15 protein-coding genes are annotated in these 19,071 nt (G+C 40.9%); 4 read left to right on the top strand and 11 right to left on the bottom strand.

All coding sequences use genetic code 11. The features are described 5' to 3' along the window. Nucleotides 1-61 precede the first annotated feature (61 nt). Complete coding sequence (metG, locus tag B3P16_RS23340) at nt 62-2,131, bottom strand: methionine--tRNA ligase (RefSeq protein WP_286768757.1); 2,070 nt, start codon at nt 2,129-2,131, stop codon at nt 62-64. Between the two features lie 410 nt (nt 2,132-2,541). On the opposite strand from metG, the gene B3P16_RS23335 reads away from it, so the two are divergent. After that, a complete protein-coding gene (locus tag B3P16_RS23335; RefSeq protein ID WP_286844740.1) occupies nt 2,542-3,444 on the top strand; it encodes a S66 peptidase family protein in 903 nt (300 codons plus the stop codon). Between the two features lie 41 nt (nt 3,445-3,485). Here the strand turns inward: B3P16_RS23335 and B3P16_RS23330 are convergent, their stop codons facing one another. Continuing rightward, nucleotides 3,486-4,316: a universal stress protein gene (locus B3P16_RS23330; RefSeq protein ID WP_286754139.1), complete on the bottom strand. Its 831-nt coding sequence runs from the start codon at nt 4,314-4,316 to the stop codon at nt 3,486-3,488. 225 nt (nt 4,317-4,541) lie between these two features. On the opposite strand from B3P16_RS23330, the gene B3P16_RS23325 reads away from it, so the two are divergent. Next, the gene (locus B3P16_RS23325) at nt 4,542-4,949 is read left to right on the top strand and encodes a DoxX family protein (RefSeq protein WP_046673771.1); all 408 of its coding nucleotides are present in this window, start codon (nt 4,542-4,544) and stop codon (nt 4,947-4,949) included. 88 nt (nt 4,950-5,037) lie between these two features. Here B3P16_RS23325 and B3P16_RS23320 read toward each other — a convergent pair whose 3' ends face one another. From B3P16_RS23320 to B3P16_RS23310, 3 genes are all read right to left on the bottom strand, one after another. Then, nucleotides 5,038-5,868, bottom strand: coding sequence for a universal stress protein (locus B3P16_RS23320; RefSeq protein ID WP_286844738.1), 831 nt, complete (start codon nt 5,866-5,868; stop codon nt 5,038-5,040). 255 nt (nt 5,869-6,123) lie between these two features. Beyond that, nucleotides 6,124-8,250, bottom strand: coding sequence for a carboxy terminal-processing peptidase (locus B3P16_RS23315; RefSeq protein WP_286754138.1), 2,127 nt, complete (start codon nt 8,248-8,250; stop codon nt 6,124-6,126). Between the two features lie 206 nt (nt 8,251-8,456). Further along, nucleotides 8,457-9,509: a tetratricopeptide repeat protein gene (locus B3P16_RS23310; RefSeq protein WP_286844735.1), complete on the bottom strand. Its 1,053-nt coding sequence runs from the start codon at nt 9,507-9,509 to the stop codon at nt 8,457-8,459. Between the two features lie 365 nt (nt 9,510-9,874). Here B3P16_RS23310 and B3P16_RS23305 point away from each other — a divergent pair, with 365 nt between their 5' ends. Both B3P16_RS23305 and B3P16_RS23300 read left to right on the top strand, forming a co-directional pair. Continuing rightward, entirely contained in the window at nt 9,875-11,155 is a 1,281-nt protein-coding gene (locus tag B3P16_RS23305; protein WP_046673775.1) for a replication-associated recombination protein A, read from the top strand. A 189-nt stretch (nt 11,156-11,344) separates the two neighbouring features. After that, the gene (locus B3P16_RS23300) at nt 11,345-12,844 is read left to right on the top strand and encodes a S41 family peptidase (RefSeq protein ID WP_046673776.1); all 1,500 of its coding nucleotides are present in this window, start codon (nt 11,345-11,347) and stop codon (nt 12,842-12,844) included. Nucleotides 12,845-13,025: 181 nt separating this feature from the next. Here B3P16_RS23300 and B3P16_RS23295 read toward each other — a convergent pair whose 3' ends face one another. The 6 genes from B3P16_RS23295 to B3P16_RS23270 form a co-directional block, all read right to left on the bottom strand. Then, nucleotides 13,026-13,940, bottom strand: a complete 915-nt coding sequence (locus B3P16_RS23295) for a hypothetical protein (RefSeq protein WP_286844733.1) — start codon at nt 13,938-13,940, stop codon at nt 13,026-13,028. Between the two features lie 184 nt (nt 13,941-14,124). Next, on the bottom strand, nt 14,125-15,753 hold the full coding sequence (locus tag B3P16_RS23290; protein WP_286844730.1) for an ABC transporter ATP-binding protein: 1,629 nt from the start codon (nt 15,751-15,753) through the stop codon (nt 14,125-14,127). Between the two features lies 1 nt (nt 15,754). After that, entirely contained in the window at nt 15,755-16,024 is a 270-nt protein-coding gene (locus tag B3P16_RS23285) for a PqqD family protein (RefSeq protein WP_286844727.1), read from the bottom strand. Between the two features lie 163 nt (nt 16,025-16,187). Beyond that, nucleotides 16,188-17,099 (bottom strand): NAD-dependent epimerase/dehydratase family protein, encoded by a 912-nt coding sequence (locus B3P16_RS23280; RefSeq protein ID WP_286844725.1) that lies wholly within the window; start codon nt 17,097-17,099, stop codon nt 16,188-16,190. Between the two features lie 443 nt (nt 17,100-17,542). Continuing rightward, complete coding sequence (locus tag B3P16_RS23275; RefSeq protein ID WP_286844723.1) at nt 17,543-18,022, bottom strand: S24/S26 family peptidase; 480 nt, start codon at nt 18,020-18,022, stop codon at nt 17,543-17,545. Between the two features lie 3 nt (nt 18,023-18,025). Further along, on the bottom strand, nt 18,026-18,940 hold the full coding sequence (locus B3P16_RS23270) for a DUF5106 domain-containing protein (RefSeq protein WP_286844720.1): 915 nt from the start codon (nt 18,938-18,940) through the stop codon (nt 18,026-18,028). Nucleotides 18,941-19,071 lie beyond the last annotated feature (131 nt).

Genomic DNA, 19,071 nt, shown 5'->3' with positions numbered 1-19,071 from the left:
TGAAAAAAAAAGCCTGTTCATACGAACAGGCTTTTTGTATAAAAGAAATACCGGTTTTATATTAACGTACCGTACTTCCTACTTTAATTGTTGTATCCGGTTTGACAAAATCCAATCGACCGTCAGCATCTTCTGCCATCAGGATCATTCCTTGTGACATAATTCCTTTGATTTCACGAGGTTCAAGGTTAACCAAAATAGATACCTGACGGCCTACGATTTCCTCAGGACTGAAGAACTCTGCGATACCCGAAACGACTGTGCGTGTATCTAATCCGGTGTCTATCGTCAGTTTTAACAATTTCTTGGTTTTGGCAACTTTTTCAGCGGCTGCAATAGTTCCAACGCGGATATCCATTTTAACAAAATCATCGAAGCTAATGTTTTCTTTCGCAGGAGCAACTTTTGCATTATCAGCTAGATTTTTTGCTTTTGCTTCAGCAAGTTTGTTTAGTTGGAAGTCGACTTGTTCATCGGTTATTTTGTCAAATAACAATTGCACTTCACCCAGTTGGTGTCCAGTTTTGATCAAAGCATCCGAACCTGCGTCGTTCCAGTTTCCTTGTGGAAAATTAAGCATTTCAAATAATTTGATAGCTGTTTTCGGTAAAAACGGTTGCGCAAGAACGGCAAGATTGGCAACGATCTGAGCGGCTACATTTAGGATTGTTTTGACACGCTCCTCATCTGTTTTAATGATTTTCCATGGTTCTTCATCGGCAAGATATTTGTTGCCTAGACGAGCTACATTCATAAATTCTGCCAATGCCTCACGGAAGCGGAATTGTTCCAAAGACGATTTGATAGAAGTAGGGTATGCTTTTAGTTCATCCAGTACCGCTTGATCTACAGCTGTCAGTGGAGAGCCGTTCAATACTTTGCCATCGAAATATTTGTGGGAAAGTACCAAGACGCGGTTGACAAAGTTTCCAAAAATGGCAACCAGCTCATTGTTGATCCGAGCTTGGAAATCTTTCCAGGTAAACTCCGCATCTGAAGTTTCCGGTAAGATGGATGTCAATACATAACGCAGTTCATCCTGTTTATCCGGGAATTCCTGTAGGTATTCATGTAACCAAACCGCATGGTTTCGAGAAGTGGACAGCTTGTCGCCCTCCAGGTTCAGGAATTCGTTGGCTGGAATATTTTCTGGTAAAATATAGTCACCGTGTGCATGAAGAATAGCCGGGAAAATGATACAATGGAAAACAATATTATCTTTTCCAATAAAGTGGATCAGCGTAGAATCGTCTGCTGGGTTTTCATGGGTTTTCCAATAGTCTTCCCAGTTTTTACCATGATCCAAAGCCCATTGTTTTGTTGCTGAGATATAACCGATAGGCGCATCTAACCAAACATAGAGTTTTTTACCCTCTGCTTCAGCCAAAGGTACATCAACGCCCCAATCCAGATCTCTTGTCATTGAACGCGGCTGTAAACCGGATTTAAGCCACGATTGACATTGGCCAAAAACGTTGGACTTCAGGATATTTTTCTTTCCTTCGATCAGCCATTTTTCAAGCCAAGGCTGGTATTTGTCCAATGGAAGATACCAATGTTTTGTTTCTTTCAAAACCGGTGTCTTTCCGCTCAATGTTGAAATCGGGTTGATCAGATCTGTTGGGCTAAGTGATGTTCCACATTTCTCACATTGGTCACCATAGGCTCCTTCAGACTTACAATTTGGACAGGTTCCCGTAATATAGCGGTCAGCCAAAAACTGATGGTATTCCTCATCGTAATACTGCTCCGAAAATTTCTCGACAAATTCACCTTTATTGTAAAGGTTCAAGAAGAAATCCTGCGATAACTGGTGATGTATGGGCTCCGATGTACGGTGATAGATATCGAAAGAGATACCAAACTCTTCAAAGCTTTCTTTGATTTGTTTGTTGTATTTGTCAATGATTTGCTGTGGGGTGATGCCCTCTTTTTTTGCACGGATGGTAATCGCGGCACCATGCTCATCTGAACCACATACATAGACTACATCTTTTTGATTTAGACGCAGATAACGGACAAAGATATCCCCTGGGATATAAGCTCCGGCAAGGTGTCCAATATGTAAAGGACCATTGGCATAAGGTAATGCCGATGTGATGGTATAACGTTTTTTATCTAGAATACTCAATGCTTGAAAGTATATTAAAGTGTGTACTTGTTTCCTTTGGCAAACTTAGATAAATTGCTGTTTATATGCAATATAAATGCATGTCATATCGAACAATTTATTCTTGAATTCTTGTTTTGGCTGATTTCTACGATTACGGCAACTTGATTAAAATACGCTGCTATTTAACCTCTTGTTATCGTAGAAATATTATTCAACATAGCGGTAGAAAACTTAGATAAATTTACGTTTATTTGTACATATAAGCACCATATATCAAGTATATTTCTAATCGGACTTTGCAATGTAGAGGTCCTTTTTTTTGAAAGTGTTTGATGTTATTGGCCAGAAAGATTCTTCAGTTCGCTTGCATAGCTGTTGGTGTCTTCGAAGCCATGAAGGTTTTGTTTGATCATTAGCGATAAAAAAATATGTCCAAAATTCCTGATTTTCTGAAAGAAGGCGATAAAGTCGCTATTGTTTGTCCTGCGAGTTTTATACGTGGATCTATTGATGTTGGCATAAAAACATTAGAGAGTTGGGGGCTGGAGGTTGTCATTGGGAAGACTGTTGGGGCATCGTTTCATCAGTTTGCCGGGGATGACAATTTACGCGCAGCCGATCTGCAGTGGGCGCTGGATGACCCGTCGATTAAAGCTGTTTTTGCGGCGCGTGGAGGTTACGGCTGTGTTCGTATTGTCGACGAAATCGATTTTTCAAACTTTGAAAAAAATCCCAAGTGGTTGGTGGGTTTTAGTGATATAACCGTATTGCATAGCCATATCCAACGCAATTATAAAATTGCTACAATACATGGACAGATGCCCAAGTCTTTTGAAACGGGGACAACAGCCTCTTTGGAAACCTTGAAAAATGCATTGTTTGGTCATAATATGGACTTTGCCTACGAACAGACGTTTTTCCCCAATCGTGCGGGTACAGGCGAAGGCAAATTGATCGGTGGAAATTTAGCCATCTTGCTTTCGGTACTTGCTTCCGATTCGGATGTCAATTACAAGAATAAAATTTTATTTATAGAGGACGTAGGGGAAGCCTATTACTCCATCGACAGAATGCTATGGGCATTGAAGCGTGCTGGGAAACTCAAAAAATTGAATGGTCTCCTAGTAGGTGGCTTTTCCGCCATGAAAGACAATGATCCAGCTTTTGGGCAAAGTGTAGCGGAAATTGTATGGGATAAAGTGAAAGAATATGATTTTCCGGTAGCATTTGGTTACCCTGCAGGGCATATTGATGACAATCACGCCCTCATGTTTGGGCGAAAAGTAACATTGGAGACGACAGAAAATTCTGTTCAGTTAACCTATTTGTAGGGATAACCGAACAGCCTCTGGCTGCATCATTTATCTGCAGATTATCCCGAATGTACAGGGATGACCATCATGGCAGCCTGACTCTTCCAGGCCATTTTTTGCGCAATACTCGTATTGAAAATTCGGCTTAATAGACCCTTGTCCCGATGGAAAGTGACCATCATGTCGATATGGTTTTCGTTGATGTATTGGTTGATCCCTGAAGCAATGTCCGCATGGAGGATATAGCTATAGATGGGATGATAAGGAGCCAATAAGTCCTGCATGATCGTTATTTCGGCATTTACCGCTTTATTTGCAGGATCTTCTTTGGTCACATGGACGACATAGACCTCACTTTTACGTAATACTTCCGACGCATTCACCAGGAGACGGTTTAATTTTAGTTTGACTTCTTTGAGATTGGTGGCGATCAACATCTTTTTGGGTACCCTAAACTCTGCCCGTGCGGGGACAACCAGTAATGGTGTGTGACAATTTTCGATCAGCTTGAGGGTATTACTTCCGAGAAGCAGTTTCTTTAAGCCACTTTTACCTGCAGTTCCGACGATGACAAGGTCAATGTCCTCCTCAGCACAGGTCCGGTTTACACCATAGCTAAGTTCATATTCTTCAAGAACTGACTTCCAGGCAATACCCTCAGGGAAAAGCAACATTAGTTCCTGCTGCCAGGTATTAAGATCCTTTTGTTTTTCTTCCAGGATCTCCGAATTGCTTATGACAACAGGTTCGGTACCTACGGTGGGGATTACTTCGTATGTATGGTATAGGACAACCTTTTCAATACCCCAGAGTGGAGCTAATTGTGCGGCATAGCGGGCAGCAGCATAAGCATTGTCCGAAAAGTCTGTTAACAAGAGTAGGTTTTTCATCCTTATTAGTTATTTGTTTATCCGTAATCCGTGGCTAAGGATTTTTACGCTGTCTTAGACATTCCAAAGCATCATAATCGGGTCTATAGCTATTAAATTACGCATTAAGTATTATAAATGCAATAGCTTTATTTATAGGATGGGTGCTGGGAGGCGTTCAATCTAAATAATTTCACTAATTTAGAGTGATTGGTAATTTAAGTTTTAATAATTTAACCGTTTTTTATGGCAATTTGGAATTCATTGGGTAAATATCGCGATACAGGACTGTTGATATTACGAGTCGGACTGGGAGTGATGATGATCATGCACGGTCTTCCTAAGTTACAGGGCGGCCCTGAGCTCTGGGCAGGGGTTGGTAAATCAATGGGTAATATCGGTATTCATTTTATGCCTACTTTTTGGGGCTTTATGGCTGCTGCGACCGAAACTGTTGGTGGTCTATTTTTACTGCTGGGACTCTTTTTCAGACCAGCGGCATTATTGCTCGCATTTACGATGGTCATTGCTGGATTAATGCATCTTTCTAAAGGAGATGGTATCTCTGGTGCTTCACATGCGATTGAGCTTTGCTTTGTGTTTTTAGGACTTATCCTTATTGGACCGGGTAAACATTCGGTTGATAAGAAATAAGAGAATCCCGGAGGAAAGACTTCCCGGAGGAAGAACTATACAAAAAAAGCCGCAATTTATTTAGATTGCGGCTTTGTTATTTTTTCTCTTACGACCTATCCATCGGAATAACCAGTAAGTTGGCGGCGCCATTCCAGGCAATCTTTTTAGATATGCTTGTTTTGAATAGGCTCGCTAATAGGCCTTGCTTTTTATGAAATGACAGTATGAGGTCTATGTGTTTCTCTTTGGCATATTCTTCAATACCTAGTGTAATATCATCATGGCTGATATAGTCGTAAATCGGATGATATTTGTCTAAGCGCTCATGGAGATGCTTTAACTCCTGTGCCAAGTCGGCGGCCGAACCTTCTTTTTTAGCAACATTCAACACATACAATTGTGCATTGAAGGTATCTAAAACCTGATCTAAGTTGAATAAATCCAATTTTCGGTCTACCTCTTTCAGGTCGGTGGTGGCCAATACATTTTTGGGGACGGCCGGATTTACTTTATGGGAAACAATAAGCATGGGCTTATTGCAGATGTCCATCAGCGTAATGGCATTACTTCCGACCAGGATCTTTGCAAAACCTGTTTGTCCGGTGATACCCAATGCGACAAGGTCAATGTCGTGCGATTTGCACATGTCATTGACTCCTATCGGCAAATCAACATCTTCCATCTGATGGGATAATTCCACTTGTGGGGGGAACAACAGTCTGATTTGGTCAAACCATGCTGTCAGTTCTCTCTCTTTTGTTTCTTTAACCTCATCATTGACAATGACAATAGGTTCGTTATTGACAATGGTAACACTATTGTAAGTATGGTAGCCAATAACCTTTTGCGTTTTCCAGGCTTCTGTACACAGCGCAACTTGTTGTGCTGCCAGAAGAGCATTTTCTGAAAAGTCAGTTAACAGGAGGATACGTTTCATGATGTTCTTTTTTATACGTTTAACTTCTATAACCTGGTTGGTGCATTCTGTCCTGCCAAATCTTTAGCGTATGAGCTAAGCGAATCATTCGGACTTCAAGCAGTACCGGTATATTACTAAAACAATGAATGTAGCGATAAGTTACAAAGAAAACGTGAATTTAATGTTAAACTCTCCCTATTGTGATGAGGGTCATAAAAAAAGGCAACCGCAGTTACGGTTGCCTTTCATTTTCTAGCTTTTGAAACGTTGAAATTACAACGGTTTTTTTGTTCCAAAGTTGATGATATAATCGGTCATCACTTTGGCACTTTCATCTTTCACAAAGTCAAGATCAATTTTCGGTTGGGATTTTCCTTCTTCCCACGCCGGTTTGCCCTGCAATTTCAACAAAGCGTTGATGCGGTCTCTATTTTTCTTGAGGTTGTCATCTTTCTCCTTCTTGAATTTGTTCAGCTCCAATGGAATTTTCACATCCTCATCTTTTTGAGCTTCTTCAATATCCTCTTTCAGATACTTATATTCCAATGAGTTTTTAATGCGTGCCTCGTGCATTGTTTCTAATTTCTTGTCAACGCCACTTAGGTCAGCTACTTTTTTGAAGTTGCTCGATTGGATTTGATCCCAAGGAAGTGCTGATTTTTCGGAGCTCTCTCCAAATTTCTCTGCAGAAAATTGAGAAGGGAATACGATATCCGGTGTAACCCCTTTATGTTGCGTACTGCTACCGTTTACACGATAGAATTTACCCAATGTGATATTGATTTGTCCATATTGAGGAGCACCTTCTGGGGTATCCGGATCTTTTTCACCGGAGGCCTTTAGGAGTAAGCGGCTAGTCGGGCTGATGACACGTGACATATCGATTGCCGACTGCACCGTTCCTTTACCATAACTTTGAGATCCTAAGATAATACCTCTTCCATAATCCTGGATAGCTCCGGCAAAGATTTCAGAAGCCGAAGCTGAGAAACGGTTGATCATGATGCCCAATGGACCATCCCAGGATACGCCCGCGTTTTTATCTTCTTCGACGTCGATGTTATTCTTTGTGTCTCTTACTTGTACAACAGGACCTTTATCGATAAATAAACCGGTTAAATCAATGGCTTCCGGTAAGGATCCACCTCCATTGAATCGCAAGTCGATAACCACAGCATCTACTTTTTCTTGTTTCAACGTGTCTAAGATTAACCTAACGTCTCTGGTTGTGCTCTTATAGTTTGGATCGCGTCTTCTGTAAGCTTCAAAATCCATGTAGAACTTCGGAATATTGATGATACCCACTTTGTACATTTTTCCATCGGCACCTTTAACGTTCATGATCTCTTTCTTCGCAGATTCTTCTTCAACGACGATTTTCTCACGTACTAAAGATACAATGCGCGGATGAGAGTTCATGGGCTGACCAGCAGGAATAATTTTCAGGCGGACAATCGTTCCTTTTGGACCTTTGATTTTTGCTACAGCAGCATCAAGTCTCCAACCAATAATGTCTTCAAATTCACCATCTTTTCCTTGGGCTACAGCAATAATCTTATCATTGACGTGAATGCTCTTGTCTTTGAATATCGGTCCACCCGGGATAATTTCGAAGATGCTTACGGCCTCATTGTCGACGACAAGTCGTGCTCCGATACCTTCAAACGTATTGGCCATTCCTTCATTGAAGGCCTGTGCAAAGGATGGGTTAAAATAAGATGTATGTGGATCAACAGCATCTGTCAATGCTTGCATGACCACCTGAAAAGCATCGTTGGCATTGGTTTTCTTTGCCTGCGAGATCAAATTAACATAGCGTTTTTTTAGCGTTTCCACCTGTTTGGTCCTCGCGCTATCAGTAGATTTACCACTCGCGGTTTCCAAGTTAAGCAGATCGTATTTTACACGCTTACGCCATTGGTCGTTGGCTTCATCTGCTGTTTTGAACCAGCCTAATTTTTCGCGGTTAGGTTGGTAATACTCATCCTTTGTATAATCCTGTTTCTTGTCGATTTCTGAAAGCGCATATTGCATTCTGTCCAGGTATCTCTTGGAATAGACATTAAAAATATGGAATGCGGCAGAAAGATCTCCATTTTTGATATCCTGCGCAAGATTGTTTCTGTACGCTTGAAATTCATCGATATCCGATTGAAGTAAGTAATTTTTTCCTTGATCCAAAGTTTTGATCAGATTATCGTATATGATACCCGATATCGAATCATTCATTTTGACCTTTTTGTAGCTCGCATTTTCCAATAATCCAGAGACTTCTTTAGCGATAATTTGATGTTGTGTGCTTGGTTTAAGCCCTCCATCATCAGGAAGCGCTACCCGTGGTTTTGAACCACAAGAAACAATGGATACAACAAAAAGTGCAAATATGAGTTTCCTAAACATATTTTCGACGGTTTTAATAATCATTCTTTTTAAAAAATATTCAGCTCCTATTGATGAGCGTGCTAAATTTAGTGAAATTCATAGCACATTACCGCAGAATCTAAAAATTTATTTGATTTATCCTTTAATATTTACAAAAAGCTTAAAATCTCTTTGTAGACTGTCCTTACAACAGACCACGCGAAGAGGTAGATTGTTTTTAAATATCAATTGTACAGTTCATTTTTTAACTGCGTATAGGCCTTGTAGGTCTGATCAGCAGATGGATAATCTTTTAGCACAAGATACACCTCGCCGAGTTTGTCCAATATCGCGAGTGAGAGCTGTTTGTTATTTTCATCCGAAGCCAGTTCAGCAGCCTGCACAAATTCTTTGATCGCTACCTTATAATTTCCATCTCTTTGCTTGGATGAGGCCAGCAGGTACTCGATTTCAGCGAGCTCACTACTTAGTTTTTTGGCATTGGCCAAATCACGGGCCTGTAGCAGAAACCACTGTGCCTCGGTAAATTTATTTTGCTTAAAATAAATCTCAGCAAGCATTTCCCAGGCAAAAATTTTCCCTTCATAGGCTTTGGCCTTATTGAATAGGGGGATTGCACTGCGGATAATATTATTTTCGGCCGCTTTATAATTTCCCTGACCGGCTCGAGCCATGGCAATTAACAGCCAGGCGTTGGCTTGTTCCGCATAGCTTTTGCTCGTCATGGCATAGGTATGATAATTTTGTGCACTTTCTTCTGCACGGACAAAGTCGCCACGATACAACTGGAAATTGCTGATGTTCATATTGATGGTGGCTATATCATCCTTGTTATCGGTACGATTTGCCAAAGAAAGTGCTTGATATAAAAACTTTGACGCATTGCTGCTATCGTTATTTTTAATTGAAAATAAGGCGGCTTCATTCGATAAGGCATAGCTTGAGATCCAATTTTGAGCGTTCTTTTGTGCCTCAATCGCGTCATTCCAGACATTCGCTGTAGCTGGCATCGGATTCATTAAATATTGAAAATGCCCCAGGTTATTGGTGCTCCGCAGTTGCAATAATAGTCGCTGTAGCAGGAGCTGTCTTGCAATTTCTTTGCTGAAAGACTTCTTGTCCGCATAGTTCTCTGCTAGTATTTCATTGGCCGTTTTTGGAGGCGGTAAAAAATAGACCTCAGGACCGATACCCTTAAAGGAAGCATCGTATTGTTTGATCGCGCCCGTATAATCTTTGGCGGCATCCTGTGCGATTACCTGACATGTTATATTCATGAATGCAGTCAAAGCGGTAAATATAGAAATCCAGTATTTTGTCATTCTCATAAAATATTACGTTATCATTAACGTCTACATAAATTTAGCTAAAGGGCATATTTGAGCAATCTACTCCTTGATTCGATAAACCTGTACGTTCGGTTATGCTCTGCCAAAAGCAATTTACATATATAATAGAGCAAATATGACGAAAAATTGTGTGAAAAAATGTTAAAGTACTATCGGGCGGTGAATGCTGACCATTAGAATTATGCTGATGAAAGCTTGAAGCTTATCGCTTTACCGTACTCTTCGTCGAAGAGACTGGATGATTAAAGCTAAAATATTTAGTCGCTGTGCCGTTTAATTTTTAACTTTGTGTTATGGCGACACGAATTCCATTAGCAGAACGACTTAGACCGCGGCAATTGAGCGATTATGTGGGACAACAACATATTGTGGGCCCAGATGCAGTACTCTACCATGCGATCCAGCAAAAAAATATTCCATCCATGATTCTGTGGGGCCCTCCGGGGGTCGGAAAAACAAGTTTGGCCTTGCTGATCGCAAGAGAACTCGACAGGCCGTTCTTTTCATTAAGTGCAATTCAGGCCGGGGTGAAAGATATTCGTGAAGTGATTGAAAAAGCTGAACGGCTGATGAATTTCAATCAAGATCAACCCATTTTGTTTATTGATGAGATTCACCGTTTTTCCAAGTCGCAGCAAGATTCACTTTTAGGGGCTGTTGAACGTGGGCTGGTGACACTTATTGGTGCAACAACAGAAAACCCCTCGTTTGAAGTTATCTCCGCATTGCTCTCGCGTTGCCAAGTCTATGTATTGGAACATCTTTCGGAAGAAGATCTTATTGGATTGATCCAAAAAGCATTACATGAAGACGAATATTTACAGAAACAGGCAATTGTTGTCGAAGAATATGAGGCCTTGTTGCGGCTGTCTGGTGGCGACGCACGTAAATTGTTAAATGTACTCGAGCTGGTTGTCAATGCGGCAGTATTGCACAAAGAGCCAATTACAAATGCCTTTGTCCTGAAACAGGTACAGCAAAATATGGCCATTTATGATAAAGCTGGTGAACAGCATTACGATATTATTTCGGCTTTTATTAAATCCATCCGTGGGTCTGATCCGAATGCCGCAGTCTATTGGCTTGCACGGATGATCGAAGGCGGGGAGGATCCGTCCTTTATTGCCCGGAGGTTGTTGATTTTGGCTTCTGAGGATATTGGCAATGCCAACCCCAATGCCCTGTTATTGGCAAACAATTGTTTTCAGGCAGTCAATGTTATTGGATGGCCCGAATCACGTATCATTCTGTCGCAAACGGTGATCTATCTGGCGACTTCGGTTAAAAGCAATGCTTCCTATGAAGCGATCAATAAGGCGCAGGCCTTGGTGAAACAAACCGGAGATCTGTCTGTACCGCTGCATATCCGTAATGCGCCGACCAAATTGATGAAGGACTTAAATTACGGTGCCGAATACAAATATGCACATGCCTATCCGGGGAATTTTGTTGTTCAGGAATTTCTGCCCAAAGAAATCAGCGGGGTCAAATTGTATGAACCCGGGCAAAATTCGCAGGAGGAAAAACTAAGACAAAGTTTACGGGACAAATGGAAGGAAAAATATAAGTATTAAATCAATATGTTTGAAAAAATAGGCTTGGCAGGTATTTTTTGATTTTGTTAAAACTATCGCATGCCTTTGCTTGTTCTCCTAACGTTTTTCAATAGGTAGTAAACACGCTGGCGCTCCCCATGGTCAGCGTGTTTTTTTTATTGCGGATCAACTTAAATTATTTATGTTTGTTTTACAAATGTTTCAACTATGAACTTAGAGCCTTTAAAACAAACAGGACGTTTGGCCACCATAGCACTGACTGGACTTTTTGTCTTTTCTTGCAAAAAGGATACCCCTAAACCTGAACCCGAGCCCGAACCAGTCGAGCGCACCGAAGCGCAGTTGATTAAGGATGACATCTATAAGTATTATAAGCTATATTCACTTTGGGACAAATCCATCCCTGATTATACCAGTGATCCTTCTCAATTCACGGATAAATATGGTTCAGCAGATATGGTGCTCGATGCGCTGAAGAAGCTGACACCGGCACATGCGGCTTATCCAAACGGGGTCTTTGACCGATTTTCCTATATGCTGGGACTAGATGGTTATAATACCGGAACAACGGCTTCAGGCAGGCTTAAAATGGATACGAACGACGGGTATGGCATCTATGTTCAATTGGGGACAGAAGACGAAAAAACGGCACAGCCCATTATCTATTTTGTAGAAGGTGGATCACCGGCGCAAAAGGCGGGTTTTAAGCGTTCCGATTTTATTACGGCAGTCAACGGTGATTCCGATTATTCGATCGCCGTCACCTGTACGACGACAGGTTGTACGATTAATGATGCAAGTGCGCGGGATAAAATGATGAATAAACTGAATGCTGCCCTGGACGCTGGTACACTTAAGTTGCAGGTGAAACATCAGGACGGGACAACAACGACCAAAGATCTTACTTATGCGAATGGTTATACCATTGACCCGATTTATAAAGATTCGGTCTATACCTATAATGGAAACAACGTAGGCTATCTTGCCTTATCATCTTTTGAAGAGATTGAAAATAATAATGTCAATCAACAAAAGATCGATGCCGCTTTTGAAAAATTCCAGACTCAGCAGATTAAAAGTTTAATTGTTGATTTACGCTACAATGGAGGGGGATATGTAGATGCGTCTGCTTATGTCGCCGATAAAATTGGTGGAGCCATTACCAAAGGAAAGCTGATGCTCACCTATGAGGTGAACGATTATATCAAAGCGACGCCGAGCATCAATAAGATGTTTCAGGATACAAAATTTGAAGGCAAGAGCAATTTGAACTTGAGTAAAGTCTATTTTCTGGTGAGTGACCGTACAGCATCGGCAGCAGAAATGATAATTAATGTACTCAAGCCCTATCTGCAGGTGCAGATCATCGCCTCTGGTACACGTACATACGGTAAACCTGTAGGCTTCTTTGAGCAAGTTGTCCAAAAGAAGGTATCTTTCTGGCCAGTTTCCTTTCTTTTGAAGAATTCTGCGAATTTTTCAGATTATTGGGATGGCTTGGTTCCCGATAAAAGCAATATAACGGATTATGTATTTGTCGATGTAGGTGACAAGAAAGAAACGATGTTGGCTACAGCATTGAACGATGCCGCGCCGGGTATTACCACCAAAGCTTCTATCAATGCCATAAGCCGGAAGGGGTATCGTACGCTTAACCAAGGCGAGGTCAATATACGGCCTGATCGGGGTATGATCAAGAAACGTTAGTTTCGCCTTGTGTTCGTACCTTGTTCGCACAGCGTTCGGGCGCGAACAAAGGCTGTACAGTCTTTGTACAGATCCTGACCAGATAATATCTGTTCGGGATCTGGTCAAGGTCTGTTGCATATTGGGTCAACATCTGTCCGCGGTCGAAGCAAGTCCGAAGCAGGTACGAATCAGGTCCCTTTTATTCGTTCGAAAAAAGATAAGAATGGCATAGTTCTGCCGCGGCAGCATCCGGCAAGCATTTTAAATAACCGACAGGAACCTGAGCGATGATTTTTTCCAAAATGGTATTCATGTTGGAAAATAATTCCTTGTTCCATCGGATAGAAGTACAGCTGGGCAATACCGCAATAAAGCCTTTTAAGCCTTTCTGCCATTCAAATTCATTCATTGGTGCCTGTTGTAAGCGAACAAACCCCTGCAAGGGTAGTTGTTCATTTTTATAACACGGCGTCTTTCCGCTCCATGGTGTTCCATAAATTAATACGCCTTCATCAGTTATTCGAATGGCTGGATTATCGTCGTTGAGTAAAACGGTGTTTGGAATATGTTGTAACCAAAGGCGACTATGTGTGCTCTTACCGGTGCCGCTCTTGCCTAAGAAAGCGATACCTCTGCCGTTGTGGTTGGCTACAGAAGCATGGATCATGATTGTATTGTGTAAAAGACTCGCCTGTCCAAAGATCATCATGGCCATCCAGGTAATAACACCGCCCTGTTCATCCGCCGAGCTTGTTGGGACATACAGCGTTGAATGTTCAAAGTTGCGGTCACTTTGGAGATACCAAAGCCCGTTGCCCTGTTCGTTGCTGATTGTTGTGATGAACATATCTTCTTTTTCATAAAAGCGAAATCGATCTCCCCATGCAATAGATTCGTCCGTCCGAAGTGTGCCCATATCCTCAGGTATCGTTGCTTTTGCTAGACTGACCGTGATGCTGATATCTGTTTTGTTGCTGGAGTCTAGCAATTGAAAGTCCCGAAACGAAGGAAGAAGCTGTGTTAGCGGATAATGTACAGGATGATTAAACTCCAGTATTAATTCCGCGATGCGGTAGCGAGTCTGGGATAATTCGGATGATGTCGTCAAATTCATGTTTCAATAATTATTTCGTGGGTGTGCAATGCCCATGTTGTCTCTTAAAAATTTGTTCGAAAATCAGGCTTAAGTATTTGCCGGTCATTTCTTTTTATTTCATGGCTGTTGTCAGCTACTTCTTTTCATTTGTCTATTGTGCCGATATGCGTCTTATTGATCCGCTATGTTACTCGAATAATGCTTAGTCGAGATAAATACGTTGCTGGCATTTTTCGGCCAGGTGCAAATCATGAGTTACAAACAAGCAGATTTTGTGCTTTCCATGTTCCAATAGTCGTTGAATTAACGTATCCGATGTCGTCTTATCCAATGCGGAAGTAACCTCATCGAAGAGCCATATGTCACCGTCGTGCATGAGTGCGCGGGCAATCGCAACGCGCTGTGCCTGTCCTTCCGATAGGCCGATGCCAGATTCACCGACGACAGTATCGATGCCGTCGGGTAGCTCAAATACAAATTCCGCACAAGCAAGCCAAAGCGCTTTTTGCATATCCATTGTTCCTTCGTCTTTGACATGAAGCAGTAAATTCTCACGAATGGTACCGCTGAATAGTGAATTTCCCTGCGGAATGTAAGCGAGATTGATTCGATGGCTGGCGGTTAGTGGCCTTTCACCATCCCTGTCTATGAGTGAAATTTCTCCTTTTTCAGCTTTTAGTAGTGCCAGCAGCAAACGGATCAAAGTTGTCTTTCCTTTTCCGCTGGGCCCGATGATAGCGGTGGGCTCACCAGCCTTTAAGGAAAGGTTTAAATTTTGTAACACCCATTTATCTTCATAGCGGAAGGAGAGATCATTGATACGAAGTTCCTGTGTCTCATGGAGACGTTGCTGTGTTACTTGTGGCTCGATTTCTCCAGCTTGCAATTCCAATAAACGATCTGCAGAAACCCGGAAACGCACAAAGCCGGGGATATAAGCAATCAGTGCGAGGATGGGCGATTGTATTCTTGCTACCAATTGTAAGAAAGCGGTCATGGTACCAAATGAAATCTGACCAGATTGCAACCGATAGATCCCCCAGATAAAAGCAACTAAATAACCGGCGTTCATGGCCACTTTCATGGCGCCTTGCGTATAGGTGGAAAAGTTGAGCTGGCGTATTTTCAACAAAAGTAATTGATGCTGGCTCGCTAAGAGTTTCTCTCTTCTTTTGGGGAAGATGCCCATTGCCCGAATGAGCAGACGAAAACGTAGATTTTCCTGCAGCACTTTTGAAAAATTGCTTTCCTCCTCCTTGACTTCCTTGCTGAGCTTGCGCATCTTGCGGAAGTATAATTTTGAAAATACAAAAAGGGGCGAGATGGCCAGTATCATCAGCGCCAGCATGGGGTCCATGTACCACAGGAAACCGACCGACGCCAATAGCTGGATTGTGGTCAATATAAAAGACAGGAATATATTTGCGATGGTATTGGCGACTTCCTCACAGTCCGTCTGGATGCGGATCTGAATATCGCCCGTATGCCAGTTCTTGACTAATTGCCATATGGAGAGCATCTGTGCGTCGAGCATCGTCCGTTGGAGCTGGAGTATAAGCTTCAATTTGATCTGCTCCATCATACGACCCGAATAGCCCTTGATTCCCACATTTAGAGCAATACTTCCAACGATACCAATCAGCAGCCATTTCAAGGGCAGATCTCCGTGGGATGTGGCGGTGTCAACAGCTTTTTTGGATAAAAACACAAAAGCGAGGGAAAGGCCAATGCATATCAGTTCCAGTATGAAATAGAGGAACAGTTTGCTTCGGTATCCCTGGGTGATCGACCAAGCCCAACGCAGGTGTTGCTTCAAGCTATTGTTGTTCATTTCATTTTTCCAACAAACCCTGTTTTTGAAAATCCTGAAGGAGAATTTCAGCATCAGATTTTGCCTGATCAATATTTACGTCGTAGTTTTCACAAAGTAAGTCGACAATGGTGTCACTCGTGAATTCTTTTCCTTTGAGCTGTTCCCATAGCCATGCTGCAGAGCTATTTAAGGTGTATACTGTCGATAGATCAACCATATCCTGGCTCGGGTCTACGATCAAATGATCTGAACCGATTGTTCTCAAAACTAAATCTGATCTTAATTTCATAAGGTTTAAAATATAATAATAAGTGATAGCTTGATACAGGCTATGTTATCAAACATAAATAAATTGTGCCTTAAATACAATATAAAAGGCTCGTATTTAAGGCACAATTTTAATTTTTATTTCTGCGGTTGTCTATTGCTTTGCTTTGCGGTTCAAATATGTTTTACTGTTGCCTTAATGATCTAATGGTGTCACGCAGACCCTCCTTAGCTGTTTTAGGCAAACGCTCGATGGCCAGAGCAACTTTTATTTTTTTATTTGAAACAACGAGGTTGCTGGTCAATTTTTTCAGTCGCCATGTATTCAATGGGAACGCTCTACTATGATCACCGATTTTCGATAGAAAGGAAACTATACGCTTTGGCAGTGGAAAACAAGGGATTTTTAAGCCTGTTTCTTGTTTCATGATATTTACGATTTCATTGGACGATAAAGTTTCATCGTCGGATAGGTGATAGATTCCTGAATTTATCTTTTCATTTTGTAAAAGAATCTGTTCAACAAAGAAACAAAAATTGTCCACGGACAGAAACGAGCGTTTATTCTTAAATCGAACCAATGGATAGGGAATTCCTTTGCTTACGATGGAATACAACTGTTTTAAATTGCCTTTGTCACCGGCACCATGCACCATGGGTGGACGCAAGATAACTAGTTTCTTATCTGCAGGTAGTTGTTGCTTCATCAGCCACTCTTCGGCCGCTTGTTTAGATCGGCCATAAGGTGAAACGGAGTTATATGTAGCATTTTCAGAGAGCGATTTTGCAGACTCTACTTCTTCAATGGCAGCGAGGGAGCTGACATGGATAAATAATTTCGCTTGGGAGGAAATAAATAGGTTAAATGCCTTTTTTGCTAACTCAAAGTTGGCAAAAAAGAAATCTTCTTCCGTTGCCTTGCCCGTAAAATCGTGGGCTTTCCCTACTAAATTTATTATACAGTCGGTTGGGATATTATCCTTCACCCAACTTAGATTCCTCATGGACACAAAGTCACATTGAAATGGATCTTTGAGCTTCTTCTTTAAATGACTCCCTAAGAATCCGCTACTTCCCCCTAAAACTAATACTTTCATCTTATTACCCTTAACGCTTTCTCTTCGATACTTATATAGCTAAATAAATATGTTTAATTATTATAGAATTCTGAATATTGAATCTTTTAATACATTATTAAATAGTTTGTTAAAAGTTTTAATATGAATAATTAAAAGCGATAGTTTGATGGATATTTAACATTGTAAAAAACTTTCTTCATAATTCGAGCTAAAATAATTAATGCAAATATACATATATTTACTTATTTTAATTTACCCAACGTTAATTCTATCTTAATTGCTACAGTTTTATGTTAATTTTTTTTAAAGTTTAGGATTTTCTTACAATAGCAAAAATTGGAAAAGGTGTATTCCACTCAAAAATCAATGCTTTTAAATGAAAATTTTTATTCAATTGTTTGATAATATCTATATACTCTCTTAAAAAATCTTACTTAGCGCTTGAGTAAATAATTATTTGATTAGTCTATCGCAGCAGAATTAATCAATTTTAATTTGGTTAGCAAGCGACGTAACAATCGGAAGCGGTACCAGCACAGCCCACGTAATCTTGCCCATGTCCCGTTTACAGCTATAACTTTGCCTTTATCTTTGGGATAATGCATAATGGCAATAGCAATAATATCTATGGAGGTCACGTATTCCCGGAGTACAAGATTTCCATCACCGGCCAAGATATAATTACCCTTTTCCATCCCTACAAAGCGATGGAAAACGAATCTATCTTTGTCTTTAGCGAGTATATTACTGCCTAAGGGCAGGGGGCTACCGATGTATGCACGGAGTAGGACAGTATCCCCATCTTGAATAAATGGACGCATACTATTTCCTTTAACTCTTATGCGTACTTCCTTGCCTTCACGAAGGATGCGTTGTACCTCGGCGAAATAGTCTTCGTTTGATATAACCCGTGCTTTGCTTTCGTTTGTGTTTTCAGCCATCAGTTAGGAATTGGTTTTAACAAAATACCCAATGACCTGCTGTAAATAGGTATCTTTCAATAGTACTTTTTTGTTTTCGTCCAAAAGGTAAATCGTTGGCGAAGCTTTGAGATCATACAAATTGAACGTTAAAAGTTTATTTTCGCTGTCAAAACCATTGATCCATTCATACGATAACTCGGATTGGTAATTTTTCCATTTGCTGCGGTCGCCCCATGGGTCGATGGCCACTACCTGTATCTGCAGTTGATTAAAGAGCTGAACGAGCTGAGGGGTATCACGAAGTTGGTGGATGGTTTCCTTACAATGAGAACAGTCCGGGTCGTAGAAAATTAAAAGGCTATATTTCGCATTAATTTCGGACAGCTTTTGTTTTTGCCCATTGGCCAGTTCAAAGCTGAAGTCTTCTGCTTTTTGCCCAACTTTATTTTGGCGTACTAGTTTATAAGTTGGTCTATAAGCTTCTTTTTCAAGATCGGAAAACAGATCTGTTTTGATGAGATAGCGTAATACGGATTCATAGACAATATCGTTACGCATGGGCGAATTGCCATCATATAGATAATGCTCATATTGTTTGATGAAATAGTCAAAGCTTTTCCGATTGACTTTTGCCTTGTCCAGCATGAGATCGATCGCTTTATCTCTTGTTGCAGAATCTGGATGTTGCGCCAAGAGCTGGAGAAAATCAGCAAGCTGTTGCTCTCCTTTTTCCGGATTTTTTACCTGGGCAGTATCCTGCATATCAAATTTATCCCAGAAATGGAATAATGTGCTATCTGCCGAACTGATAGACGCCATATTTTGGGACATTGCCTCATTCTTTTTATGCTTTTCTTTCGTGGTGCTGGTACAAGACCAAAACAAAAGGGAGAGCGCGCTAATAGGTATCAGTAGAACAATCGAAATAATTTTCATTTTTTTAGTTTATCTGTAACTTTTTATCAGTTTAGAGCACTCGTAAAGTTAATCCTTTCACTTTTTTTTTTTAATCCAAACGAGTGAAATACAATATAATCATAAATTTTCAGGGCGATACATTTTTAAAA

The organism is Sphingobacterium sp. UBA7631 (assembly GCF_002483935.1).
Taxonomy (GTDB): Bacteria; Bacteroidota; Bacteroidia; order Sphingobacteriales; family Sphingobacteriaceae; genus Sphingobacterium; species Sphingobacterium multivorum.
Note: the sequence above shows the minus strand (reverse complement) of the source record. Positions and strands in the feature narration are given on the sequence as shown.